The sequence below is a fragment of the Pseudomonas sp. NFACC14 genome (assembly GCF_900106885.1).
Taxonomy (GTDB): Bacteria; Pseudomonadota; Gammaproteobacteria; order Pseudomonadales; family Pseudomonadaceae; genus Aquipseudomonas; species Aquipseudomonas fluorescens_AA.
Map to the genome: position 1 here is coordinate 1 of NZ_FNOA01000024.1, position 23,828 is coordinate 23,828.

At 57.4% G+C, this 23,828-nt stretch carries 36 protein-coding genes; 33 read left to right on the forward strand and 3 right to left on the reverse strand.

Features of this window, described 5'->3' with window-relative positions; all coding sequences use genetic code 11:
- The 31 genes from BLU85_RS25370 to bfr form a co-directional block, all read left to right on the forward strand.
- Positions 1-847, forward strand: an 847-nt coding sequence (locus BLU85_RS25370) for an elongation factor Tu (protein ID WP_092290061.1), incomplete at its 5' end; no start/stop codon positions are given.
- A gap of 155 nt (positions 848-1,002) precedes the next feature.
- Positions 1,003-1,314: a 30S ribosomal protein S10 gene (gene rpsJ, locus BLU85_RS25375; RefSeq protein WP_003186070.1), complete on the forward strand. Its 312-nt coding sequence runs from the start codon at positions 1,003-1,005 to the stop codon at positions 1,312-1,314.
- Positions 1,315-1,394: 80 nt separating this feature from the next.
- Positions 1,395-2,030: a 50S ribosomal protein L3 gene (rplC, locus tag BLU85_RS25380; protein ID WP_003186059.1), complete on the forward strand. Its 636-nt coding sequence runs from the start codon at positions 1,395-1,397 to the stop codon at positions 2,028-2,030.
- A gap of 12 nt (positions 2,031-2,042) precedes the next feature.
- A complete protein-coding gene (rplD, locus tag BLU85_RS25385) occupies positions 2,043-2,645 on the forward strand; it encodes a 50S ribosomal protein L4 (RefSeq protein ID WP_003186057.1) in 603 nt (200 codons plus the stop codon).
- Positions 2,642-2,941, forward strand: coding sequence for a 50S ribosomal protein L23 (gene rplW / locus BLU85_RS25390; RefSeq protein WP_002555488.1), 300 nt, complete (start codon positions 2,642-2,644; stop codon positions 2,939-2,941). Before rplD ends, rplW begins: the two co-directional genes overlap by 4 nt.
- Before the next feature lie 14 nt (positions 2,942-2,955).
- A complete protein-coding gene (gene rplB, locus BLU85_RS25395; protein ID WP_003186055.1) occupies positions 2,956-3,780 on the forward strand; it encodes a 50S ribosomal protein L2 in 825 nt (274 codons plus the stop codon).
- 16 nt (positions 3,781-3,796) lie between these two features.
- Entirely contained in the window at positions 3,797-4,072 is a 276-nt protein-coding gene (rpsS, locus tag BLU85_RS25400) for a 30S ribosomal protein S19 (RefSeq protein WP_002555486.1), read from the forward strand.
- Positions 4,073-4,083: 11 nt separating this feature from the next.
- Complete coding sequence (gene rplV / locus BLU85_RS25405; protein WP_003103908.1) at positions 4,084-4,416, forward strand: 50S ribosomal protein L22; 333 nt, start codon at positions 4,084-4,086, stop codon at positions 4,414-4,416.
- A 13-nt stretch (positions 4,417-4,429) separates the two neighbouring features.
- Entirely contained in the window at positions 4,430-5,116 is a 687-nt protein-coding gene (rpsC, locus tag BLU85_RS25410) for a 30S ribosomal protein S3 (protein WP_003176422.1), read from the forward strand.
- A gap of 12 nt (positions 5,117-5,128) precedes the next feature.
- Positions 5,129-5,542, forward strand: a complete 414-nt coding sequence (rplP, locus tag BLU85_RS25415; protein WP_025215754.1) for a 50S ribosomal protein L16 — start codon at positions 5,129-5,131, stop codon at positions 5,540-5,542.
- Positions 5,542-5,733: a 50S ribosomal protein L29 gene (rpmC, locus tag BLU85_RS25420; protein WP_002555481.1), complete on the forward strand. Its 192-nt coding sequence runs from the start codon at positions 5,542-5,544 to the stop codon at positions 5,731-5,733. Before rplP ends, rpmC begins: the two co-directional genes overlap by 1 nt.
- Positions 5,734-5,735: 2 nt before the next feature.
- Positions 5,736-6,002: a 30S ribosomal protein S17 gene (gene rpsQ / locus BLU85_RS25425; RefSeq protein ID WP_003194644.1), complete on the forward strand. Its 267-nt coding sequence runs from the start codon at positions 5,736-5,738 to the stop codon at positions 6,000-6,002.
- A gap of 23 nt (positions 6,003-6,025) precedes the next feature.
- Positions 6,026-6,394, forward strand: a complete 369-nt coding sequence (gene rplN, locus BLU85_RS25430; RefSeq protein ID WP_002555479.1) for a 50S ribosomal protein L14 — start codon at positions 6,026-6,028, stop codon at positions 6,392-6,394.
- 11 nt (positions 6,395-6,405) lie between these two features.
- On the forward strand, positions 6,406-6,720 hold the full coding sequence (gene rplX, locus BLU85_RS25435) for a 50S ribosomal protein L24 (RefSeq protein ID WP_003186046.1): 315 nt from the start codon (positions 6,406-6,408) through the stop codon (positions 6,718-6,720).
- 20 nt (positions 6,721-6,740) lie between these two features.
- On the forward strand, positions 6,741-7,280 hold the full coding sequence (gene rplE / locus BLU85_RS25440; protein WP_003186044.1) for a 50S ribosomal protein L5: 540 nt from the start codon (positions 6,741-6,743) through the stop codon (positions 7,278-7,280).
- Positions 7,281-7,293: 13 nt separating this feature from the next.
- On the forward strand, positions 7,294-7,599 hold the full coding sequence (rpsN, locus tag BLU85_RS25445) for a 30S ribosomal protein S14 (protein WP_003186042.1): 306 nt from the start codon (positions 7,294-7,296) through the stop codon (positions 7,597-7,599).
- A 210-nt stretch (positions 7,600-7,809) separates the two neighbouring features.
- On the forward strand, positions 7,810-8,202 hold the full coding sequence (gene rpsH / locus BLU85_RS25450) for a 30S ribosomal protein S8 (protein ID WP_017848802.1): 393 nt from the start codon (positions 7,810-7,812) through the stop codon (positions 8,200-8,202).
- Between the two features lie 12 nt (positions 8,203-8,214).
- Positions 8,215-8,748, forward strand: coding sequence for a 50S ribosomal protein L6 (rplF, locus tag BLU85_RS25455; RefSeq protein WP_003186039.1), 534 nt, complete (start codon positions 8,215-8,217; stop codon positions 8,746-8,748).
- A 10-nt stretch (positions 8,749-8,758) separates the two neighbouring features.
- Complete coding sequence (gene rplR, locus BLU85_RS25460; protein WP_003186037.1) at positions 8,759-9,109, forward strand: 50S ribosomal protein L18; 351 nt, start codon at positions 8,759-8,761, stop codon at positions 9,107-9,109.
- Positions 9,110-9,112: 3 nt separating this feature from the next.
- Positions 9,113-9,613 (forward strand): 30S ribosomal protein S5, encoded by a 501-nt coding sequence (gene rpsE, locus BLU85_RS25465; protein WP_003186035.1) that lies wholly within the window; start codon positions 9,113-9,115, stop codon positions 9,611-9,613.
- Positions 9,614-9,615: 2 nt separating this feature from the next.
- Positions 9,616-9,792: a 50S ribosomal protein L30 gene (rpmD, locus tag BLU85_RS25470; protein WP_003176408.1), complete on the forward strand. Its 177-nt coding sequence runs from the start codon at positions 9,616-9,618 to the stop codon at positions 9,790-9,792.
- 3 nt (positions 9,793-9,795) lie between these two features.
- Complete coding sequence (gene rplO / locus BLU85_RS25475) at positions 9,796-10,233, forward strand: 50S ribosomal protein L15 (protein WP_003186032.1); 438 nt, start codon at positions 9,796-9,798, stop codon at positions 10,231-10,233.
- On the forward strand, positions 10,234-11,562 hold the full coding sequence (gene secY / locus BLU85_RS25480; RefSeq protein ID WP_003186029.1) for a preprotein translocase subunit SecY: 1,329 nt from the start codon (positions 10,234-10,236) through the stop codon (positions 11,560-11,562).
- 30 nt (positions 11,563-11,592) lie between these two features.
- Positions 11,593-11,709 carry a 50S ribosomal protein L36 gene (rpmJ, locus tag BLU85_RS25485; RefSeq protein ID WP_002555468.1) on the forward strand — a complete coding sequence of 39 codons (117 nt, stop codon included), beginning with the start codon at positions 11,593-11,595 and terminating at the stop codon, positions 11,707-11,709.
- A 130-nt stretch (positions 11,710-11,839) separates the two neighbouring features.
- On the forward strand, positions 11,840-12,196 hold the full coding sequence (gene rpsM, locus BLU85_RS25490; RefSeq protein WP_003186020.1) for a 30S ribosomal protein S13: 357 nt from the start codon (positions 11,840-11,842) through the stop codon (positions 12,194-12,196).
- 30 nt (positions 12,197-12,226) lie between these two features.
- Positions 12,227-12,616 carry a 30S ribosomal protein S11 gene (gene rpsK, locus BLU85_RS25495; protein ID WP_002555466.1) on the forward strand — a complete coding sequence of 130 codons (390 nt, stop codon included), beginning with the start codon at positions 12,227-12,229 and terminating at the stop codon, positions 12,614-12,616.
- 18 nt (positions 12,617-12,634) lie between these two features.
- Complete coding sequence (gene rpsD, locus BLU85_RS25500; protein ID WP_003176404.1) at positions 12,635-13,255, forward strand: 30S ribosomal protein S4; 621 nt, start codon at positions 12,635-12,637, stop codon at positions 13,253-13,255.
- A 22-nt stretch (positions 13,256-13,277) separates the two neighbouring features.
- Positions 13,278-14,279, forward strand: a complete 1,002-nt coding sequence (rpoA, locus tag BLU85_RS25505; protein ID WP_003186012.1) for a DNA-directed RNA polymerase subunit alpha — start codon at positions 13,278-13,280, stop codon at positions 14,277-14,279.
- Between the two features lie 42 nt (positions 14,280-14,321).
- Positions 14,322-14,708, forward strand: coding sequence for a 50S ribosomal protein L17 (gene rplQ, locus BLU85_RS25510; RefSeq protein ID WP_003186009.1), 387 nt, complete (start codon positions 14,322-14,324; stop codon positions 14,706-14,708).
- Between the two features lie 223 nt (positions 14,709-14,931).
- Positions 14,932-16,380, forward strand: a complete 1,449-nt coding sequence (locus BLU85_RS25515) for a catalase (RefSeq protein ID WP_092204458.1) — start codon at positions 14,932-14,934, stop codon at positions 16,378-16,380.
- 157 nt (positions 16,381-16,537) lie between these two features.
- Positions 16,538-17,002 carry a bacterioferritin gene (gene bfr / locus BLU85_RS25520; RefSeq protein WP_003186005.1) on the forward strand — a complete coding sequence of 155 codons (465 nt, stop codon included), beginning with the start codon at positions 16,538-16,540 and terminating at the stop codon, positions 17,000-17,002.
- A 76-nt stretch (positions 17,003-17,078) separates the two neighbouring features.
- On the opposite strand, the gene uvrA is transcribed toward bfr, so the two are convergent.
- Positions 17,079-19,913, reverse strand: a complete 2,835-nt coding sequence (gene uvrA / locus BLU85_RS25525) for an excinuclease ABC subunit UvrA (RefSeq protein ID WP_092204459.1) — start codon at positions 19,911-19,913, stop codon at positions 17,079-17,081.
- 179 nt (positions 19,914-20,092) lie between these two features.
- On the opposite strand from uvrA, the gene BLU85_RS25530 reads away from it, so the two are divergent.
- Both BLU85_RS25530 and BLU85_RS25535 read left to right on the forward strand, forming a co-directional pair.
- On the forward strand, positions 20,093-21,490 hold the full coding sequence (locus tag BLU85_RS25530) for an MFS transporter (RefSeq protein ID WP_092204460.1): 1,398 nt from the start codon (positions 20,093-20,095) through the stop codon (positions 21,488-21,490).
- Between the two features lie 9 nt (positions 21,491-21,499).
- Positions 21,500-22,021, forward strand: coding sequence for a single-stranded DNA-binding protein (locus BLU85_RS25535; protein WP_092204461.1), 522 nt, complete (start codon positions 21,500-21,502; stop codon positions 22,019-22,021).
- Positions 22,022-22,145: 124 nt separating this feature from the next.
- Here BLU85_RS25535 and BLU85_RS25540 read toward each other — a convergent pair whose 3' ends face one another.
- Both BLU85_RS25540 and BLU85_RS25545 read right to left on the reverse strand, forming a co-directional pair.
- Positions 22,146-22,760 (reverse strand): hypothetical protein, encoded by a 615-nt coding sequence (locus BLU85_RS25540; RefSeq protein ID WP_170847650.1) that lies wholly within the window; start codon positions 22,758-22,760, stop codon positions 22,146-22,148.
- Positions 22,761-22,904: 144 nt separating this feature from the next.
- The gene (locus BLU85_RS25545; RefSeq protein ID WP_092204463.1) at positions 22,905-23,759 is read right to left on the reverse strand and encodes a hypothetical protein; all 855 of its coding nucleotides are present in this window, start codon (positions 23,757-23,759) and stop codon (positions 22,905-22,907) included.
- Positions 23,760-23,828: the final 69 nt, after the last annotated feature.

A 23,828-nucleotide genomic window follows, 5' to 3' on the forward strand; every position in this document is an offset into this window, starting at 1 on the left:
CCGTGAGCACATCCTGCTGTCCCGTCAGGTAGGCGTTCCGTACATCGTTGTCTTCCTGAACAAGGCTGACATGGTTGACGACGCTGAGCTGCTGGAACTGGTTGAGATGGAAGTGCGCGACCTGCTGAGCACTTACGACTTCCCAGGTGATGACACTCCAATCATCATCGGTTCGGCTCTGATGGCTCTGAACGGCCAAGACGACAACGAAATGGGCACCACTGCCGTCAAGAAGCTGGTGGAAACTCTGGATAGCTACATCCCAGAGCCAGAGCGTGCTATCGATAAGCCGTTCCTGATGCCAATCGAAGACGTATTCTCGATCTCCGGTCGCGGTACTGTTGTGACTGGTCGTGTTGAGCGTGGCATCGTCCGTATCCAGGAAGAAGTTGAGATCGTCGGTTTGCGCGACACTCAGAAAACTACCTGCACCGGCGTTGAAATGTTCCGCAAGCTGCTCGACGAAGGTCGTGCTGGCGAGAACTGCGGCGTACTGCTGCGCGGCACCAAGCGTGACGACGTTGAGCGTGGCCAGGTTCTGGTCAAGCCAGGCACCGTCAAGCCGCACACCAAGTTCACTGCGGAAGTTTACGTTCTGAGCAAGGAAGAAGGCGGCCGTCACACTCCGTTCTTCAAAGGCTACCGTCCACAGTTCTACTTCCGTACAACTGACGTGACTGGTAACTGCGAGCTGCCAGAAGGCGTTGAAATGGTAATGCCAGGTGACAACATTCAGATGACTGTTACCCTGATCAAGACCATCGCGATGGAAGACGGCCTGCGTTTCGCTATCCGTGAAGGCGGTCGTACCGTCGGCGCCGGCGTCGTAGCCAAAGTCATCGAGTAAGTCTCTTTTAGAGTCGGCTTGATGAGTTGAAAAGCCCCCGCTTAGCGGGGGCTTTTTTATTGGGTTGACACCTACCAGGGGCGTCTATAGAATTGCGCCTCCTTTTAACGGGCGTATTGCGCCCGGTGGGAATAGCAGCCGGAGTCTGAAATCCAATGCAAAATCAGCAAATCCGTATCAGGTTGAAGGCTTTTGACCATCGCCTGATCGACCAATCCACCCAGGAAATCGTGGAAACCGCGAAACGTACTGGTGCTCAAGTGCGTGGTCCAATTCCACTGCCTACCCGTAAAGAGCGGTTCACCGTTCTGGTCTCCCCGCACGTCAACAAAGACGCGCGTGACCAGTACGAGATCCGTACTCATAAGCGCGTTCTGGACATCGTCCAGCCAACGGATAAAACCGTTGATGCTCTTATGAAGCTCGATCTTGCGGCCGGTGTGGAAGTGCAGATCAGCCTCGGCTAAGACTCGGTCTTAGTCGTGTAACGCTCTGAAATGGGCGGCCATAGCGGGTGAAAGCCCCGTACACTCATGAGGTTTACAACATGACTATTGGTGTAGTCGGTCGTAAATGCGGTATGACCCGTATTTTCACCGAAGAAGGTGTCTCCATTCCGGTCACGGTCATTGAGATCGAGCCGAATCGCGTCACCCAGTTCAAAACTGAAGAGACCGATGGCTATCGTGCAGTGCAAGTCACTGTCGGCGAGCGTCGTGCTTCGCGTGTAACAGCAGCTCAGGCTGGCCACTTCGCCAAGGCGAACGTTGCCGCTGGTCGTACCGTAATGGAATTCCGCCTTGAAGAAGGCGAGTACCAGGCCGGCGATCTGATCAACGCTGAAATCTTCGCCGCTGGCCAACTGGTTGATGTAACCGGTCAGTCCAAGGGTAAAGGCTTCCAGGGTACGATCAAGCGTTGGAACTTCCGCGGGCAAGATAACACCCACGGTAACTCCGTATCCCACCGCGTTCCAGGCTCTATCGGCCAGTGCCAGACTCCTGGTCGTGTATTCAAGGGCAAAAAAATGTCCGGTCATATGGGCGCTGAGCGCGTGACCGTGCAGTCCCTCGAAGTAGTGCGCGTGGACGCTGAACGCAATCTGTTGTTGGTCAAGGGCGCTGTTCCTGGCGCTACTGGCGGCAACTTGGTTGTACGTCCAGCAGCCAAGGCTCGCGGTTAAGGGGAAGCTGACATGCAATTAAATGTAAATGACGCTCAAGCGATCGAAGTTTCCGAACTGACATTTGGCGGCGAATTCAACGAGACGCTGGTTCACCAAGCAGTCGTGGCCTACATGGCCGGCGGCCGTCAAGGTAGCAAGCAGCAAAAGACCCGTTCCGACGTTTCCGGTGGCGGCAAGCGCCCATGGCGTCAGAAAGGTACTGGCCGTGCTCGTGCCGGTACTATCCGTAGCCCAATCTGGCGTGGCGGCGGTACCACTTTCGCAGCTCGTCCTCAGGATCACTCCCAGAAGCTGAACAAGAAGATGTATCGCGCAGCAATGCGTTCCATCCTTGCTGAGCTGGTGCGTACTGATCGTCTGGTCGTGGTTCAGGACTTCGCTGTTGAAGCACCGAAAACCAAAGATCTGCTGAACAAGCTGAACGGCATGGGCCTGACTGACGTCCTGATCGTGTCTGACGCTGTTGATCAGAACCTGTACCTGGCTGCTCGCAACCTGCCACACGTCGACGTTCGTGACGTGCAGGGTTCCGATCCGGTCAGTCTGATCGCATACGACAAGGTGTTGATCACCGTGTCGGCCGTGAAGAAATTCGAGGAGCTGCTGGGATGAACCAGGAACGCGTATTTAAAGTTCTGCTTGGCCCGCACGTTTCCGAGAAGGCTACGGTTCTGGCAGACAAGAAAGGCCAGTTCGTTTTCAAGGTTGCTACCGACGCAACCAAGCTGGAAATCAAGAAGGCCGTCGAAAGCCTGTTCAGCGTGAAAGTAGAGCGCGTGACTACCCTGAACGTTCTGGGTAAAAGCAAGCGCACTGCTCGCGGTCTGGGCAAGCGTAATGACTGGAAGAAGGCAGTTATCTCCCTTCAGCCAGGCCAAGATCTCGATTTCAGCAGCAGTGCTGAGTAAGGAAGGGGTGCATCATGGCAATCGTTAAATGCAAACCGACTTCCCCTGGCCGCCGTTTTGTGGTCAAGGTGGTCAACCAGGAGCTGCATAAAGGCGCTCCTCACGCACCGCTGCTCGAGAAAAAATCGAAGTCTGGTGGTCGTAACAACAATGGCCGTATTACCACTCGTCACATCGGTGGTGGTCATAAGCAGCATTATCGTCTGGTCGACTTCCGTCGCAACGACAAGGATGGCATCGCTGCCACCGTCGAGCGTATCGAATACGATCCAAACCGTACTGCTCACATCGCTCTGCTGCTGTACGCAGATGGCGAGCGTCGCTACATCATCGCCCCTAAAGGCGTGAGTGCTGGCGACCAGCTGATCGCAGGTGCCCTGGCACCGATCAAGCCGGGCAACGCTCTGCAACTGCGTAACATTCCAGTTGGTAGCACCGTACACGGCATCGAATTGAAGCCAGGTAAAGGCGCACAGATCGCTCGTTCCGCTGGTGCTTCGGCTCAGCTGATCGCTCGTGAAGGTGTCTACGTGACCCTGCGTCTGCGTTCTGGTGAGATGCGTAAAGTACTGGCTGAATGCCGTGCGACCCTGGGCGAAGTCTCGAACTCCGAGCACAGCCTGCGTTCGTTGGGTAAAGCTGGTGCCAAGCGCTGGCGTGGCGTTCGCCCAACCGTTCGTGGTGTTGCCATGAACCCGGTTGACCACCCACATGGTGGTGGTGAAGGTCGTACCTCTGGTGGTCGTCATCCGGTATCGCCATGGGGCTTCCCGACTAAGGGCGCGAAGACTCGTGGTAATAAGCGTACCGACAAAATGATCGTCCGTCGTCGCAAGTAAATAGAGGGATACGACAGTGCCACGTTCTCTGAAAAAAGGTCCTTTTATTGATCTTCACCTACTGAAGAAGATCGAAGTGGCGGCGGAAAAGAACGATCGCAAACCAGTTAAGACCTGGTCGCGTCGTTCGATGATCCTGCCACAAATGGTCGGTCTGACCATCGCAGTACACAACGGTCGCCAACACGTCCCAGTTCTCGTGAACGAAGACATGGTCGGCCACAAACTGGGCGAGTTCGCCGGTACCCGCACATACCGTGGGCACGTGGCTGACAAGAAAGCCAAGCGTTAAGGGGTAAGGAAATGGAAGTAGCCGCTAAGTTGTCGGGCGCTCGAATCTCCGCCCAGAAAGCCCGCTTGGTCGCCGACCAGATCCGCGGGAAGAAGGTGGGCGAAGCGCTCAACCTGTTGGCTTTCAGCAGTAAGAAAGCCGCCGAGATCATGAAGAAAGTGCTGGAGTCGGCCGTAGCCAACGCCGAGCATAACGAAGGCGCAGACGTTGATGACCTGAAGGTCAGCACCGTTTTCGTCAACGAAGGGCGTTCGCTGAAGCGCATCATGCCACGTGCCAAAGGCCGTGCTGATCGCATCGTCAAGCGGTCTTGCCATATCACTGTCAAGGTTGCTGACAAGTAACGGAGTCGAAGAGATGGGTCAGAAAGTACATCCCATTGGCATTCGCCTGGGAATCGTCAAGGAGCACACCTCCGTCTGGTACGCAGACGGTCGGACTTATGCGGACTACTTGTTCGCTGATCTGAAGGTGCGTGAGTATCTCCAAGACAAACTAAAAAGCGCGTCCGTAAGCCGTATCGATATCCATCGTCCGGCGCAGACTGCACGTATCACCATCCACACCGCTCGTCCAGGTATCGTTATCGGGAAGAAAGGTGAAGATGTTGAGAAACTGCGTCAGGACCTGACCAAGCAAATGGGTGTGCCTGTGCACATCAATATCGAAGAGATCCGCAAGCCGGAGCTCGACGGTATGCTGGTTGCGCAGAGCGTAGCTCAGCAGCTGGAGCGTCGCGTAATGTTCCGTCGCGCTATGAAGCGCGCTGTACAGAACGCCATGCGCATTGGTGCCAAAGGCATCAAAATCCAAGTGAGCGGTCGTCTCGGCGGTGCTGAAATCGCACGTACTGAATGGTATCGCGAAGGTCGTGTGCCACTGCACACCCTGCGTGCCGACATCGACTATGCCAACTACGAAGCTCACACCACCTACGGTGTGATCGGTGTAAAGGTTTGGATCTTCAAAGGCGAAGTAATTGGTGGTCGCCAAGAAGAACTGAAGCCACAAGCACCAGCGCCTCGTAAAAAAGCTGCTAAGTAAGGGGTACGCCAAATGTTGCAACCAAAGCGTACGAAGTTCCGCAAGCAAATGACCGGTCACAACCGTGGCCTGGCATTGCGCGGTAGCAAAGTCAGCTTCGGCGAGTTCGCGCTGAAGTCTGTTGCTCGTGGTCGTCTCACCGCTCGTCAGATCGAGTCAGCGCGTCGTGCTCTGACCCGTCACGTAAAACGTGGTGGCAAGATCTGGATCCGTGTATTCCCGGACAAGCCTATTTCCAAGAAGCCACTCGAAGTTCGGATGGGTAAAGGTAAGGGTAACGTCGAATACTGGGTTGCCCAGATTCAGCCAGGCAAAGTCCTGTATGAAATCGAGGGTGTAACTGAAGAGCTGGCGCGTGAGGCTTTTGCCCTGGCTGCTGCAAAGCTGCCGCTCGCCACCGCCTTTGTTAAACGGACGGTGATGTGATGAAAGCGAATGAACTTCGTGAAAAATCAGCACAGCAGCTGAACGAGCAACTGCTCGGCCTGCTGCGCGACCAGTTCAATCTGCGTATGCAGAAAGCAACTGGCCAGTTGGGGCAGTCTCATCTGCTCTCGCAAGTTAAGCGTGATATCGCTCGCGTGAAAACTGTGCTCAACCAGCAGGCAGGTAAGTAATCATGGCTGAAGCCGAAAAAACTGTCCGTACGCTGACTGGCCGTGTTGTCAGCGACAAGATGGACAAAACCATCACCGTTCTGATCGAGCGTCGCGTTAAGCACCCGATCTACGGTAAATACGTTAAGCGTTCGACTAAGCTGCACGCGCACGACGAAACCAATCAGTGCCACATCGGCGACAAAGTCACTATTCGTGAAACTCGTCCGATGGCCAAGACCAAGTCTTGGGCGCTGGTTGATGTTCTCGAACGCGCTGTGGAAGTCTAAGGGCTAGGGGTCGGAGAAATTATATGATTCAGACTCAATCCATGCTCGATGTGGCCGATAACAGCGGCGCTCGCCGTGTTATGTGCATCAAGGTGCTGGGTGGCTCCCATCGTCGTTACGCTGGTATCGGTGACATCATCAAGGTTACCGTCAAGGAAGCAATTCCTCGCGGTAAGGTGAAAAAAGGCCAAGTGATGACTGCTGTCGTAGTCCGCACTCGCCATGGCGTTCGTCGTGCTGACGGCTCCATCATCCGCTTTGATGGCAACGCTGCTGTTCTGTTGAACAACAAGCAAGAGCCGATCGGCACCCGTATCTTTGGGCCAGTGACCCGTGAACTTCGTACTGAGAAGTTCATGAAGATCGTCTCGCTCGCCCCAGAAGTGCTGTAAGGAGATCCGACATGCAAAAGATTCGTCGTGACGACGAGATCATCGTGATCGCCGGCAAAGACAAAGGTAAGCGCGGTAAGGTGCTGAAGGTTCTTGCTGACAACCGTCTGGTTGTTGGTGGTCTGAACCTGGTCAAGCGTCATACCAAGCCTAACCCGATGTCGGGCGTACAGGGCGGTATCGTCGAGAAAGAAGCGCCACTGCACGCTTCCAACGTCGCCATCTTCAACGGCGAAACCAACAAGGCTGACCGCGTTGGTTTCAAAGTAGAAGACGGTAAGAAAATTCGTGTCTTCAAGTCGACCCAAAAAGCGGTTGATGCTTGAACACTGCTAGGTAGAAGACCATGGCACGACTAAAAGAGATTTACCGGAAGGAAATCGCACCGAAACTTAAGGAAGAACTTAAGCTTTCGAACGTGATGGAAGTTCCGCGCGTTACCAAAATCACCCTGAACATGGGTCTGGGCGAAGCGATCGGCGACAAAAAAGTCATCGAGCACGCTGTTGCTGACCTGGAAAAGATCACCGGTCAGAAAGTCGTCGTGACTTACGCTCGGAAATCCATCGCTGGCTTTAAAGTCCGTGAAGGTTGGCCGATCGGCGTCAAAGTGACCCTGCGCCGTGAGCGTATGTACGAGTTCCTGGATCGTCTGCTGTCGATCTCCCTGCCTCGGGTTCGCGACTTCCGCGGCCTGAATGCCAAGTCCTTCGATGGTCGTGGCAACTACAGCATGGGCGTTAAAGAGCAGATCATTTTCCCGGAAATCGATTACGACAAGATCGACGCTCTCCGCGGTCTGGACATTACCCTGACCACCACTGCTCGGACGGATGACGAAGGTCGCGCACTGCTGCGCGCTTTCAAATTCCCGTTCCGCAACTGATTGGAGTAGGAAAATGGCCAAGAAGAGCATGAAGAACCGTGAGCTGAAGCGTCAGCTCACCGTTGCCAAGTACGCCACCAAGCGTGCAGCGCTGAAAGCTATCATCGTTGATCTGAACGCAAGTCCAGAAGCGCGTTGGGAAGCTACCGTAGCCCTGCAGAAGCAGCCACGTGACGCAAGCGCCTCGCGCATGCGTAACCGCTGCCGCCTGACTGGTCGTCCGCACGGCGTGTACCGCAAGTTCGGCCTCGGTCGTAACATGCTGCGTCAAGCTGCAATGCGTGGTGACGTTCCAGGTCTGGTTAAAGCCAGCTGGTAAGCACTGTCAAAGTCTCGGCGTTCGGGGTCGCAAGATCCTGACCGTCGGTGACCTTGAACTTGAATCAAGCCCCTATTGGGGCTTGATTCATTTGTGGGGTGTGTCTAGAATACCCGGCTCGCCTGAGCCCGTGTTTTTATTGCGCGGATGCGCTCGGCGACACGTACTAGCCGAAAGGCTAATTTTTTGTGTATTAGGAGCGTCTAGCCCATGAGTATGCAGGACCCGTTAGCGGACATGCTAACTCGTATCCGTAATGCCCAGATGGCTGAAAAGTCCGTCGTAAGCATGCCATCTTCTACGTTGAAGGTAGCTGTTGCCAAAGTCCTGAAGGACGAAGGTTACATTGCGGGTTATCAGATCAGCAGCGAAATCAAGCCTCTGCTGTCCATCGAGCTGAAGTACTTCGAAGGCCGTCCGGTCATCGAGGAAGTGAAGCGCGTTAGCCGTCCTGGCCTGCGTCAGTACAAGTCCGTCGAGGATCTGCCAAAAGTTCGTGGCGGCCTGGGCGTGTCTATCGTCTCCACCAACAAAGGTGTGATGACGGATCGTGCTGCGCGCGCTGCCGGTGTCGGCGGCGAAGTTCTTTGCACTGTGTTCTAAGGGGGGATAAGCATGTCACGCGTCGCTAAGAACCCCGTTAAGCTGCCAGCCGGTGTCGAAGTCAAATTCGCAGGCCAACAGCTTTCGGTGAAGGGTGCCAAGGGCACTCTGCAACTGAACATCCATTCGTCCGTTGAGATCGTTGAAGAAGCTGGTGAGCTGCGTTTCGCTGCTCGCAATGGCGATCAACAGACTCGCGCAATGGCTGGTACCACTCGTGCGTTGGTAAACAACATGGTCCAAGGCGTAAGCCAAGGCTTCGAGCGCAAGCTCCAGCTGGTCGGTGTTGGTTACAAGGCGCAAGCAAAAGGCACAGTGCTGAACCTGGCTCTTGGCTTCTCGCACCCAGTGGATTATGAACTGCCGGAAGGCATCACCGCTGAGACTCCTAGCCAGACCGATATCCTGATCAAGGGCATCGACAAGCAGCTGGTAGGTCAAGTGGCCGCCGAGATCCGCGACTTCCGTCCACCAGAGCCGTACAAAGGCAAAGGTGTGCGCTACGCGGACGAAGTCGTCCGTCGTAAAGAAGCCAAGAAGAAGTAGGGCATAGCAAATGACCGACAAAAAAGTTACTCGACTGCGTCGCGCTCGCAAAGCACGCCTGAAAATGCACGAACTCGAAGTCGTGCGTCTCTGCGTGTTCCGCTCGTCGCAGCACATCTACGCCCAGGTCATTTCGGCCGACGGCAACAAAGTCCTGGCAAGTGCCTCGACTTTGGATAAAGAACTGCGTGATGGCGCCACTGGCAACATCGACGCGGCCACTAAGGTTGGCCAGCTGGTCGCTACGCGTGCTAAAGCCGCTGGCGTCTCGCAGGTGGCTTTCGACCGCTCTGGCTTCAAGTACCACGGCCGCGTCAAGGCGCTGGCTGATGCTGCTCGTGAAGCTGGGCTGGAGTTCTAAGTTATGTCAAATAACGACCAAAAGCGCGACGAAGGCTACATCGAGAAGCTGGTTCAAGTTAACCGCGTAGCCAAAACCGTTAAAGGCGGCCGTATCTTCACTTTCACTGCGTTGACCGTAGTGGGTGATGGTAAGGGCCGTGTTGGCTTCGGCCGTGGCAAGTCGCGTGAAGTGCCTGCTGCGATCCAGAAGGCCATGGAAGCTGCTCGCCGCAACATGATCCAGGTTGATCTGAACGGCACCACTCTGCAGTACGCAATGAAGTCCGCCCATGGCGCTTCGAAGGTGTACATGCAGCCTGCTTCTGAAGGTACCGGTATCATCGCTGGCGGCGCTATGCGTGCTGTCCTCGAAGTTGCTGGCGTTCAGAACGTTCTGGCCAAGTGCTACGGCTCGACTAACCCGGTAAACGTGGTTCACGCCACTTTCAAGGGTTTGAAAGCAATGCAGTCTCCTGAATCCATTGCCGCCAAGCGTGGCAAAAGCGTCAAGGAGATCTTCTGATCATGGCTACCGTAAAAGTAACGCTGATCAAAAGCATGACCGGCCGCATCCCTAACCACAAACTGTGCGTTAAGGGTCTGGGTCTGCGTCGCATCGGTCACACTGTAGAAGTCCAGGATACTCCCGAGAATCGCGGGATGATCAACAAGGCTTACTACATGCTGCGTGTCGAGGGTTAATCGATGAAACTCAATGATCTGAGTCCAGCGCCGGGTTCCCGTCGCGAAAAGCATCGTCCGGGCCGTGGTATCGGTAGTGGTTTGGGCAAGACCGGTGGCCGTGGCCACAAAGGTCAGACCTCCCGCTCCGGTGGCACCATTGCTCCAGGCTTTGAAGGCGGTCAACAGCCGCTGCATCGTCGCCTGCCGAAGTTCGGTTTCGTTTCCCTGAAAGCCATGGACCGCGCAGAAGTGCGTCTGTCCGAGCTGGCCAAAGTGGACGGCGACATCGTCACCGTGCAGTCCCTGAAGGATGCCAACGTGATCAACCAGAACGTACAGCGTGTGAAAATCATGCTGTCGGGCGAAGTTGCTCGTGCTGTCACCATCGGAAAGGGAATCGGCGCCACCAAAGGTGCGCGTGCGGCTATCGAAGCAGCTGGCGGCAAGTTCGAGGAATAAATGGCTAAGCAAGGTGCTCTCTCTGCGCTCGGCAAAGGCGGTATGTCTGAACTCTGGGCTCGTCTGCGTTTTCTGTTCCTGGCGATTATCGTCTACCGAATAGGCGCACACATCCCGGTTCCAGGTATCAACCCGGACCGACTCGCGGACCTGTTTCGACAGAATGAGGGGACCATTCTTAGCTTGTTCAACATGTTTTCCGGCGGCGCGCTGGAGCGGATGAGCATCTTTGCACTGGGGATCATGCCGTACATTTCGGCATCGATCATCATGCAGCTGATGAGCGCCGTCAGCCCGCAGCTGGAGCAGTTGAAGAAGGAAGGTGAAGCTGGCCGTCGCAAGATCAGCCAGTACACCCGCTACGGCACTGTCGTCCTCGCTCTCGTTCAGGCCATTGGCATGTCCATTGGCCTGGCGGGGCAGGGCGTTTCGTTCACTGCTGACTTCAGCTTTCATTTCGTTGCGGTAACCACGTTTGTGGCGGGCGCGATGTTCATGATGTGGCTGGGTGAGCAGATTACTGAGCGTGGTGTTGGCAACGGTATCTCGATGTTGATCTTCGCAGGTATCGTCGCCGGTCTTCCGAGAGCGATCGGGCAGTCTTTCGAGTCTGCGCGTCAGGGTGATATCAACATTTTCGCCCTGGTTGCCATCGGTCTGCTGGCAGTAGCGATTATCGGTTTCGTGGTGTTCATCGAGCGTGGTCAGCGGCGTATTGCCGTTCACTACGCCAAGCGTCAGCAGGGCCGCAAGGTGTTTGCTGCGCAGACCAGCCACTTGCCGTTGAAGGTGAACATGGCCGGCGTCATTCCGGCTATTTTCGCGAGCAGCATCCTGCTGTTCCCGGCTTCGTTGGGTGCCTGGTTCGGCCAGTCTGAAGGTATGGGCTGGTTGCAGGACATCTCGCAGTCGATCGCTCCTGGTCAGCCGTTGAATATTCTGCTGTTTAGTGCAGGGATTATTTTCTTCTGCTTCTTCTATACGGCGTTGATGTTCAATCCGAAAGACGTAGCGGAAAACCTGAAGAAGTCCGGTGCCTTTATTCCGGGCATCCGTCCAGGTGAGCAGTCTGCGCGCTACATTGATGGCGTTCTGACTCGCTTGACCATGTTCGGTGCTCTTTACATGACGGCCGTCTGTCTGTTGCCCCAGTTCCTGGTGGTTGCGGCAAACGTACCGTTCTACCTTGGCGGGACCTCGTTGCTGATCGTGGTCGTGGTTGTGATGGACTTCATGTCCCAAGTACAATCGCACCTCGTTTCGCACCAGTACGAATCCCTGATGAAGAAAGCCAACCTGAAGGGCTACGGCAGCGGCATGTTGCGCTGAGTAGCGTCCATAAGGTTCGAGGAGTTGGTGATGAAAGTTCGTGCATCGGTGAAAAAGCTGTGCCGCAACTGCAAGATTATTCGCCGCGAAGGTGTTGTTCGGGTAATTTGCAGCGCGGAACCGCGTCACAAACAGCGCCAAGGCTGAGTGTGATTGTGCTTTAAGCCCGGCAGCTAGTGCGCTGCCGGGTTGATTATTTGTTATTACAGCGATATTATCTCGCGCCCTATTTCTTGGCTTCCGGGGCGTAGGTAGCTGTCAATTGGAGTCCCACTGAATGGCCCGTATTGCAGGCGTCAACATTCCAGATAACAAGCATACTGTTATCTCGCTGACCTACATCTATGGTGTTGGTCGCACTACTGCACAGAAAATTTGTGCAGTGACTGGGGTCAACCCAGCGGCAAAGATCAAAGATCTGAGCGACGAGCAGATTGAACAGCTGCGTGGCGAAGTGGCGAAGTTCACCACTGAAGGTGACCTGCGTCGCGAAATCAACATGAAAATCAAGCGCTTGATGGACCTCGGTTGCTATCGCGGTCTGCGTCATCGTCGTGGTCTGCCAGTACGCGGTCAGCGTACCAAGACCAACGCGCGTACCCGTAAAGGTCCGCGTAAGCCGATCCGCAAGTAATCGCCCCAGCGAATCGACAGGAATTTAATCATGGCAAAACCTGCTGCTCGTCCTCGTAAAAAAGTTAAAAAGACAGTGGTTGATGGCATCGCCCACATCCATGCTTCTTTTAACAACACCATCGTGACCATTACCGACCGTCAAGGTAACGCTCTTTCCTGGGCTACCTCCGGTGGTTCGGGTTTCCGCGGTTCCCGCAAGTCCACGCCGTTCGCTGCTCAAGTAGCTGCTGAGCGTGCTGGTCAAGCTGCGCTGGAGTACGGCCTGAAAAACCTCGACGTCAACGTCAAGGGTCCAGGTCCAGGTCGTGAATCCGCAGTCCGCGCTTTGAACGGCTGTGGCTACAAGATCGCCAGCATCACCGACGTGACGCCAATCCCGCACAACGGGTGCCGTCCGCCGAAGAAGCGCCGCGTGTAATCCAGGAGATTGTAAAGAATGGCTCGTTACATTGGTCCAAAATGCAAACTCGCTCGTCGCGAAGGCACCGATCTTTTTCTGAAGAGCGGCGTGCGCGCGATCGAATCGAAGTGCAACATTGAAGCAGCACCTGGTATCCACGGCCAACGCCGCGGTCGCCAGTCCGATTACGGCACCCAACTGCGTGAAAAGCAGAAGGTCCGTCGTATCTACGGCGTTCTCGAGCGTCAATTCAGCGGCTACTACAAAGAAGCAGCTGGCAAGAAAGGCGCAACCGGCGAAAACCTGTTGCAACTGCTCGAATGCCGTCTGGACAACGTTGTATACCGTATGGGTTTCGGTTCTACTCGTGCCGAATCCCGTCAGCTGGTATCGCACAAGTCGATCAGCGTTAACGGTCAGACCGTAAACGTTCCGTCCTACCAGGTTCGTGCTGGTGACGTGGTTGCTGTTCGCGAGAAAGCAAAGAACCAACTTCGCATTGTCCAAGCTCTCGATCTGTGTGCCCAACGTGGCCGCGTAGAATGGGTAGAAGTAGACACTGAGAAGAAGTCGGGCGTTTTCAAGAACGTTCCTGCTCGCAGTGATCTGTCCGCCGACATCAACGAAAGCCTGATTGTCGAGCTCTACTCCAAGTAAGGGCTAGAAAATAGGTGCATCCATGCAGATTTCGGTAAATGAGTTCCTGACACCCCGCCATATTGATGTGCAGGTTGTCAGTCCAACCCGCGCCAAGATCACACTCGAGCCTCTCGAGCGTGGTTTCGGCCACACCCTGGGCAACGCGCTGCGCCGCATCCTGTTGTCCTCAATGCCCGGCTGTGCAGTAGTCGAGGCCGAGATTGACGGTGTGCTCCACGAGTACAGCGCCATCGAAGGTGTACAGGAAGACGTAATTGAAATCCTGTTGAACCTGAAAGGTCTGGCTATCAAGCTGCACGGTCGTGACGAAGTTACGCTGACCTTGTCGAAGAAGGGTTCGGGGGTGGTTACCGCTGCCGATATTCAGCTGGATCATGATGTCGAGATCGTTAACCCCGATCACGTAATCGCTAACCTGGCGTCTAACGGCGCCCTGAACATGAAGCTCACCGTAGCTCGTGGTCGTGGTTATGAACCGGCAGACTCGCGTCAGAGCGATGAAGACGAAAGCCGCAGCATCGGTCGCTTGCAGCTTGACTCTTCGTTCAGCCCAGTTCGCCGTATCGCATACGTGGTGGAAAACGCCCGTGTCGAACAGCGTACCAACCTGGACAAGCTGGTTATTGATCTGGAAACCAACGGTACCCTGGATCCTGAAGAGGCTATCCGCCGTGCTGCAACCATCCTGCAACAGCAGTTGGCTGCGTTCGTCGACCTCAAGGGTGACAGTGAGCCAGTGGTTGTCGAGCAGGAAGACGAGATCGATCCGATCCTGCTTCGCCCGGTTGACGATCTGGAACTGACTGTACGTTCGGCTAACTGCCTTAAGGCGGAAAACATCTACTACATCGGCGACCTGATTCAGCGTACCGAAGTAGAGCTGTTGAAGACTCCGAACCTTGGCAAGAAATCCTTGACTGAAATCAAGGACGTTCTGGCCTCCCGCGGTCTGTCCCTCGGCATGCGCCTCGACAACTGGCCGCCTGCAAGTCTTAAGAAGGACGACAAGGCGACTGCCTGATCGTCGTAATCACCGAACGTTGTGTTTGGTAAGGAATGAACCATGCGTCATCGTAAAAGTGGTCGTCACCTGAGCCGCACCAGCTCGCACCGCAAGGCCATGTTCCAAAACATGGCGGTGTCGCTGTTCGAGCACGAGCTGATCAAAACTACACTGCCGAAAGCCAAAGAACTGCGTCGCGTTGCTGAGCCGCTGATCACTCTGGCCAAGACAGATAGCCTGGCTAACCGCCGTCTGGCTTTCGACCGTACTCGTTCGAAAGCTATCGTTGGTAAGCTCTTCAACGACCTGGGCAAGCGTTACGCTACCCGTGAGGGTGGCTACCTGCGCATCCTCAAGTGCGGTTTCCGCGCTGGCGACAACGCGCCTATGGCGTACGTCGAGTTGGTTGATCGTGCTACCAGCGGTGAAGCTGTATCCGCTGAGTAAGTCGGCAACAAACGAAAAACCGGGCCTTGTGCCCGGTTTTTTGTTGCCCGCTGAAAAGTGCCAGGACCCTTCCGCCTGGTTTGGCTATCGGCAAGTCTTCAGCATTAGATAATGACTATCGATGTCCATGATTTAATGAATTTGGATACTGTCACTAACATGATCAATACTCCTTTCCAGCCGATTAGCCGGCAGTTTGAAGACCGACCTAGGAAGATTGAGCATGAGCCAGATCAAAACGCTTACGACCGCCAGCGGCGCTCCTGTCGCCGATAACCAGAACTCTCGTTCCGCCGGCCCGCGCGGCCCGCTGCTGCTCGACGATTTTCACCTGATCGAAAAGCTTGCTCACTTCAACCGCGAGAACATTCCCGAGCGTCGCGTGCACGCCAAAGGGTCGGGGGCCTACGGCACCTTTACCGTCACCCAGGACATCACCCAGTACACCAGCGCCAAGTTGTTCGAGTCGATCGGCAAGCAGACCCCCACCTTCCTGCGGTTCTCCACCGTGGGTGGCGAGCGTGGTTCGGCCGACACTGAACGCGATCCACGGGGTTTTGCCCTGAAGTTCTACACCGAGGAAGGCAACTGGGACATCGTTGGCAACAACACGCCGGTCTTCTTCATCCGTGATCCGTTGAAGTTTCCGGATTTTATCCACACCCAGAAGCGTCTACCGCAAAGCAACCTGAAAAGTGCCCAGGCAATGTGGGATTTCTGGTCGCATTCGCCTGAGGCGCTGCACCAGGTCACCATCCTGTTTTCCGACCGCGGCATTCCGGATGGCTACCGCCACATGCACGGCTTCGGCAGCCACACCTACAGCCTGATCAACGCGCAGGGTGAGCGGCACTGGGTGAAGTGGCACTACAAGACCCTGCAAGGCATCAAGAACCTCGCGCCGGCAGAAGCGGCACGCCTGGCGGGTACCGACCCGGATTATGCCCAGCGCGACCTGTTCGAGGCCATTGAGCGCGGTGACTTCCCGAAATGGCGTGTCTGCATCCAGATCATGAGCGAGGCCCAGGCCGCGGCCCATTACGAGAATCCGTTCGACGTGACCAAGACCTGGTCGCAGAAAGAGTTTCCGTTGATCGAAGTGGGTGTGCTCGAGCTCAACCGCAACCCGCTGAATTACTTCGCTGAAGTCGAGCAGGCGGCGTTTGGCCCGAGCAACATGGTGCCAGGGGTTGGTCTCTCGCCGGATCGCATGCTGCAGGGTCGTGTCTTCGCCTACGCCGATGCGCACCGCTACCGTGTGGGCACCAATCACCAGCAATTGCCGGTGAATGCGCCACGTAGCCCGGTCAACACTTACCAGCGCGACGGTGCCATGGCATTTGGCAGCAATGGCGGGGCGGCACCGAACTACGAGCCTAACAGCTATGTGGAGGCACCGAAGCAGGCGCCGCGTTATGCGGAGCCGGCCCTGGCCCTCAGTGGCGCGGCGGATCGTTACGATCATCGCGAAGACACGGACTACTACAGCCACGCCGGTGCGTTGTTCCGTTTGATGAGCGATGAGCAGAAAGCGTTGCTGATCAACAATATCGCCGGCGCGATGGCCAGTGTATCGGCGGATGTCGTTGACCGTCAGCTCCAGCATTTCTTCAGGGCGGACGCCGCTTATGGAGAAGGTATCGCAAAGGCGTTGGGCGTACAGCTTAACTAAGTCTAAACGAGAAGCAGAACCGCCCTCATTTGGGCGGTTTTTGCGTTATTTAGCCCGGTTTTCTCGGATTTTCTTCGCTTTTATTGCGATGAACGAGTGACCTCTCGGTCAGGTTGGTTCAAACTAGAGCCTTCAAAGCTTGTGGAGATGTAGGGCGATGCAAGGTCACCCAGATGTAATCGATTACCTCAACACGTTGCTGACAGGCGAACTGGCAGCCCGTGATCAATATTTCATCCACTCGCGGATGTACGAGGACTGGGGTTTCACCGAGCTCTACGAACGTATCAACCATGAGATGGAAGAAGAAGCCCAGCACGCCGATGCACTGATGCGCCGGATCCTGATGCTCGAAGGCACGCCACGGATGCGTCCGGATGACTTGGATGTCGGGACCACCGTGCCCGATATGTTGGCCGCTGACCTGCGCCTGGAATACAAAGTCCGCGCCGCGCTGTGCAAAGGCATCGAGCTCTGCGAGCAGCACAACGACTATGTGACCCGCGAGATCCTGCGTATCCAACTCAACGACACTGAAGAAGACCATACCTACTGGCTCGAGAAGCAGTTGGGTCTGATCAAGTTGATTGGCCTGGAAAACTACCTGCAATCACAGTTCTGATCGCTCCCACAGAAGAAAAGCAAAAAGCCCCTGCCATCGATGAGATGACAGGGGCTTTTTCGTGCCCGGGGTAAAATCAGTCCCGATCACGCTCCAGCAACGGCTTGAGGTAATAACCGGTGTAGGACTGCTTCATTTCGGCCACTTGTTCAGGCGTGCCCACGGCAATGATCTGGCCGCCCTTGGAACCGCCTTCCGGCCCCAGGTCCACCAGCCAGTCAGCCGTCTTGATCACGTCCAGGTTGTGTTCGATCACCACCACGGTGTTGCCGTGATCGCGAAGGCGATGCAGCACGTCGAGCAATTGCTGGATATCGGCGAAGTGCAGGCCGGTGGTCGGCTCGTCGAGGATATACAGGGTCTTGCCGGTGTCGCGCTTGGACAGTTCGCGGGACAACTTGACCCGCTGGGCCTCACCGCCGGACAGGGTCGTGGCCGATTGCCCGAGCTTGATGTACGACAGGCCCACATCCATCAGCGTCTGGAGCTTGCGCGCCAGGGCCGGCACCGCATCGAAGAACGCCCGGGCTTCCTCGATGGTCATCTCGAGGGTTTCGTGGATGTTCTTGCCCTTGTACTTGATCTCCAGGGTTTCGCGGTTGTAGCGCTTGCTCTTGCACACATCGCACGGCACGTAGATGTCGGGCAGGAAGTGCATTTCCACCTTGATCAGGCCATCGCCCTGGCAGGCCTCGCAGCGCCCGCCCTTGACGTTGAACGAGAAGCGCCCCGGGCCGTAGCCTCGGGAGCGGGACTCCGGCACGCCGGCGAACAGCTCGCGGATCGGCGTGAACAACCCGGTGTAGGTCGCCGGGTTGGAACGCGGCGTGCGGCCGATCGGGCTCTGGTCGATGTCGACCACCTTGTCCAGGTGCTCCAGGCCCTTGATGCTGTCGTGGGCGGCCGCTTCCAGGGTGGTGGCGCCGTTCAGGGCCGTGGCGCTGAGGGGGAACAGGGTGTTGTTGATCAGCGTCGACTTGCCGGAGCCGGATACGCCGGTCACGCAGGTCAGCAGGCCGATCGGGATTTCCAGGTCGACGTTGCGCAGGTTGTTGCCACGGGCACCCTTGAGGGTCAGCGACAGCTTCTTGTTGCGCGGCGTGCGTTTGGCCGGAACCTTGATCTTCACCCGGCCCGACAGGTATTTGCCCGTCAGCGAGTCAGGATGCGCCATGACTTCGGCGGCGGTGCCCTGGGCAACGATATGCCCGCCGTGGACCCCCGCGCCCGGGCCGATGTCCACCACGTAGTCCGCCAGGCGGATGGCGTCCTCGTCGTGCTCGACCACGATCACTGTGTTGCCGATGTCCCGCAGGTGCTTCAGGGTCCCGAGCAACCGGTCGTTGTCCCGCTGGTGCAGGCCGATGGACGGTTCGTCGAGGATGTACATCACCCCCACCAGGCCGGCACCGATCTGGCTGGCGAGACGGATACGCTGGGCTTCGCCGCCGGACAAGGTGTCTGCGCTACGATCGAGGGTCAGGTAGTCCAGGCCGACGTTCACCAGGAACTGCAGGCGCTCGCGGATTTCCTTGAGGATCTTGTCGGCGATCTCGCCACGACGACCGGTGAGCTTCAGGCCGCCGAAGTAATCGGTGGCGTCGCCGATCGGCAGGTTGGTCACCGCCGGCAGCGTCTTCTCGCCGACCCACACATGCCGCGCTTCCCGACGCAGACGGGTGCCACGGCAATCGGGGCAGGGCTGGGTGCTGAGGAACTTGGCCAGTTCTTCGCGCACGCTGGCCGATTCGGTCTCGCGGTAGCGTCGCTCCAGGTTCGGCACGATGCCTTCGAACGGGTGGGAGCGCTTGACGATGTCGCCGCGGTCGTTGAGGTATTTGAAGTCGACATTCTGCGAGCCGCTGCCGTGCAGGATAAATTTCTGCTGGTCGGCGGGCAACTCGTTGAACGGCTTGTCCAGGCTGAACTTGTAGTGGGCCGCCAGCGACCCGAGCATCTGGAAATAATAGACGTTGCGCCTGTCCCAGCCGCGAATCGCCCCTTCGGCCAGGGTCAGCTCGCCGTTGACCAGGCGCTTGGTGTCGAAGAACTGCTTGACCCCCAGGCCGTCGCACGTCGGGCAGGCGCCAGCCGGGTTGTTGAAAGAGAACAGCTTGGGTTCCAGCTCGCTGATGGCATGGCCGCAGATCGGGCAGGCGAAACGTGCGGAGAAAATGATCTCTTCGCCAGGCTCGTCGTCCATCGGCGCCACCAGGGCAATGCCGTCGGCCAGCTTCAGCGCGGTCTCGAAGGACTCGGCCAACCGCTGCTGCAAGTCGGCACGGACCTTGAAGCGGTCGACCACCACATCGATCGAGTGCTTCTTCTGTTTATCCAGCTTCGGCAGTTCGTCCAGCTCGCACAGCTTGCCGTTGACCCGGGCTCGCACGAAGCCCTGGGCGCGCAATTCTTCGAACACCATCAGGTGTTCGCCCTTGCGCTCGCGAACCACCGGGGCCAGCAGCATCAGCTTGCTGCCTTCGGGCTGGGCCAGCACCAGGTCGACCATCTGGCTGACGGTCTGGGCTTCCAGGGGAATGTCGTGGTCGGGGCAGCGGGGGATACCGACACGCGCATACAGCAGGCGCAGGTAGTCGTAGATCTCGGTGATGGTGCCGACAGTCGACCGGGGGTTATGGGAGGTCGACTTCTGTTCGATGGAAATGGCCGGCGACAGGCCTTCGATGGTGTCGACGTCGGGTTTTTCCATCATCGACAGGAACTGCCGGGCGTAGGCCGACAGCGATTCGACATAGCGTCGCTGGCCTTCGGCGTACAACGTGTCGAAGGCCAGGGATGATTTGCCGGATCCGGACAGGCCGGTGATGACGATCAGCTTGTCCCGTGGCAGGGTCAGGTCGATATTCTTCAGGTTGTGGGTACGGGCCCCACGAATCAGGATCTTGTCCAAAGTGGCCTCGCTCGGCGGGCGTCGAAAACGTAGGAGTATACGGGCAAATACTGGATGGATGCACACTATTGAAGGCGCGATTGCAGCCATACATGAAGACTGCGCGGCAAACGGTCGCCATATACCCTCTCAATCGATGGGACTGGTAGAATCGCCGCCGGTTCACATGAGGTTTTTCCATGCAAGATCCCCACAGCGAACGCATGAGTCGTGGCGAGACACGCGCAGCAGGCGGTCTGGCCCTGGTGTTCGCCTTCCGTATGCTGGGCATGTTCATGGTGTTGCCGGTGCTGGCGACCTATGGCATGGACCTGGCAGGCGCCACCCCGGCCCTCATCGGCCTGGCGATTGGTGCTTATGGCCTGACCCAGGCGATCTTCCAGATCCCGTTCGGGATCATTTCCGACCGCATCGGCCGGCGTCCGGTCATCTACCTGGGGCTGATCGTCTTCGCCCTCGGCAGCGTGCTGGCGGCCAATGCCGACTCGATCTGGGGCGTGATCGCCGGACGCATCCTGCAGGGTGCCGGGGCCATTTCCGCGGCCGTCATGGCGCTGCTGTCGGACTTGACCCGCGAACAGCACCGGACCAAGGCCATGGCCATGATCGGCATGACCATCGGTCTGTCATTCGCCGTGGCCATGGTGGTCGGTCCCCTGCTGACCCGGGCCTTTGGCTTGTCGGGCCTGTTCCTGGCGACCGGTGCCATGGCGCTGGTGGGGATCCTGATCGTGGCGTTCATGGTGCCGCGCGCCACCGGGCCGTTGCAGCACCGGGAATCCGGGGTGGCGCGCCAGGCATTGATCCCGACGCTCAAGCACCCGGACCTGTTGCGCCTGGACCTGGGCATTTTCGTGCTCCACGCCATGCTGATGTCCAGCTTCGTGGCCTTGCCGCTGGCGCTGGTCGAGAAAGCCGGCCTGCCCAAGGAACAGCACTGGTGGGTCTACCTGACCGCGTTGCTGATCTCGTTCTTCGCCATGATCCCGTTCATCATCTATGGCGAAAAACGACGCAAAATGAAACGAGTTTTGCTCGGCGCCGTCGTGACGCTGATGCTCACTGAGCTATTCTTCTGGCAGTTCGGCGATAGCTTGCGGGCCCTGGTGATCGGCACGGTGGTGTTCTTCACCGCGTTCAATCTGCTGGAAGCCTCGCTACCGTCGCTGATCAGCAAGGTTTCGCCGGCGGGCGGCAAGGGCACGGCGATGGGGGTCTACTCCACCAGCCAGTTCCTGGGTTCGGCGTTGGGCGGGATCCTCGGCGGCTGGCTGTTCCAGCATGGCGGTTTGTCGGTTGTGTTCCTGGGATGCGCCGCGCTGGCTGCACTTTGGTTAGCCTTTGCTGTTACCATGCGCGAACCTCCCTATGTGACGAGCCTGCGCTTGCCCTTATCGCCCGAGGCGATTCGTGAGGCTGGCCTGACCGAGCGTCTGAAGGCCGTCGTTGGAGTAACCGATGCAGTGGTGGTCGCCGACGAGGCGGCCGTGTATATCAAACTCGACACCGAATTATTGGATCGCGCGACGCTCGAGCGCCTGGTGAACAACCCGGCCCCGACCACGTGCGAAGCCTAGGAGAACGTTATGGCCCGTGGGGTTAACAAAGTCATATTGGTCGGTACTTGCGGCCAGGATCCCGAAGTTCGCTACCTGCCGAACGGCAACGCCGTGACCAACCTGAGTCTGGCGACCAGCGAACAGTGGACCGACAAGCAAACCGGCCAGAAGGTCGAGAAGACCGAATGGCACCGCGTGTCGATGTTCGGCAAGGTGGCCGAGATCGCCGGCGAATACCTGCGCAAGGGTTCGCAGGTGTACATCGAAGGCAAGCTGCAGACTCGCGAGTGGGAAAAAGACGGCATCAAGCGCTACACCACCGAAATCGTGGTCGACATGCAAGGCACCATGCAATTGCTGGGTGGCCGTCCACAGGGCGACCAGCAACAAGGTGGCAACAACTACCAGCAGTCGGCCCCACGTCAGCAGGCACCTCGTCCACAGCAGTCGGCTCCACAGCCACAACGTGAGCGCCCGTCGGCTCCGCAACAGGCCGCGCCGCAACCGGCTCCGGATTTCGACAGCTTCGATGACGATATCCCGTTCTGATCCTTGCCTGAGAGCGTTACGCAGGTAGGTCACGAAAGCCCCAAGCGCTCGGCACTTGGGGCTTTTTATTTGTCTGGCGCAAACCGATTTGTCACTTTGGAGACACTGGCAAGCCCGACCTCGCTCACAGATCCAGATCCAATACCTCCTGCATCCTCTCGCCAATTGACTGCCTCAACCACTCGGCATGGAACGCCATGTCCCGCACCGTTACATCCGAAAACCGAAGTTCGATCGGTTTGCCATTGGCCCCGGCGAAGCACACCACAAAGTGACAAAAGTGGGCGGAAGCGGTCGTTATGTAGGGCCTGATGGAGTGGATATCTCTGTACGGCACGCATTCTTCGGTGGTCTGCCGGGCAGGGCGGCGCTGGGTGAAGGTGAGGCGTTGCTGGCGTTCGTCGAAGCAGAAGCCAAGTACCGTAGGCCCGGAGGCGAGCCAGTTGATCACGCAGACGGCCGCGAATGCGCTGATGAACATGAGCGCTAGAATCAGCGGATCTTCGATCATTCTCATGTGAATGGACGACAGGCCTTCGACCTTGAACAGCATCATGGTAAACACTGCCAGCCCGTAGACGGGCAGGGCCAGCAACATCCCCGCAACGTAAATCATGGTGCCCAGGTAACCCGGCCTGGATACGTCGCTTGAGCAATCCCAAGTAGGCGGGTGCCGTGGCGTTGATGTAGCGATCGGGAACGGGGATTCGACCAGGCGCGGCGGGCGTTTGCGTTTCATACGTCTGGCTCTTGGGAAAAATGCCCGGCCATTCTTATCGTTATTCCTCAAGTACACCTAGTAAAAACGGTTCGCCCGAGGTTGGGTTCTTCCTGGCCCCCGCCAATCCAGGTTTTTCTGTCTGACTTGCCGTGCTATCACCCCTCACGGCCGATAGTCCGCCGGTAATTCATGCCGCGTCGGCGCTTTTTCTTCGTGATAGTGCGGTTTGCCCTGGGGAGAGCTCATCAAGGTCGAGTTGGCCAGGATTGTCTCCGTCAGCAAACAGTCCTCACCTTCTCCGAACCAGCAGGCCAGCGCCGAGTTTCGATTGCCATGCAGGTCCACGACGGTCGGCCAGTTTTCGACGCCGTGGGTGTCACTGGGGGCGATGTCGGGGTAGTGCTTGGGTGGCAGGACCAGCGCATCGCCGGGCCGCAGCCACAGGTCGGCCAAATGGATTTCCCTCGACGCAGGCCGCCAGCGGGCGACGCTGATCACCAGCGGCAGGCGGCCATAACGGGAAAAGAACGCATGGGGGAAGTTGTGGTATTCGAGGTCGGTCGGGTTGTAGGTCAGCAGCTCGCGCTGGCGCGCCGGGCCCAGGTAGGGCGACTGGTGGCCGGCCCATTTGCCGTAGGTGTATTGGCCCAGGATCAGTTGGTCGTATTCGAAACGCAGGCATTCGCCGTTGCCGAGCAGGGTCATGCCAAAGGCCTGCGCCGTTTCCTTGGTTGCCCAGATCGGTGCGTAGTGCACTTCGCTGGCATGGAAGTCGAACGTCTTGATCCAGTAGGAACCGCTGTTCGTTGCAACCTCACGGTCCCGCCAACTGATGCCCGAGTAGCGAGTGCCCAGGGACAGGGCCGGGTTCTCGGGGCTGAGCTGGATCAGGTGGCCGCGCTCCTGGACACTCGGTCGGGCCAGGCCATGGTCGTTGAACAGGTAGGGGAACCGGCGGGGATCGAGGGCTGTTTCCACGCCATCGCCGATAAAGGGAACACTGTTGAAGACTTGCATCGTATGGGGACCACGCACGCAAGAAGGCTAGAGGAAGGGCGCTCAATCGCCCAATGAACCTGTGGGAGC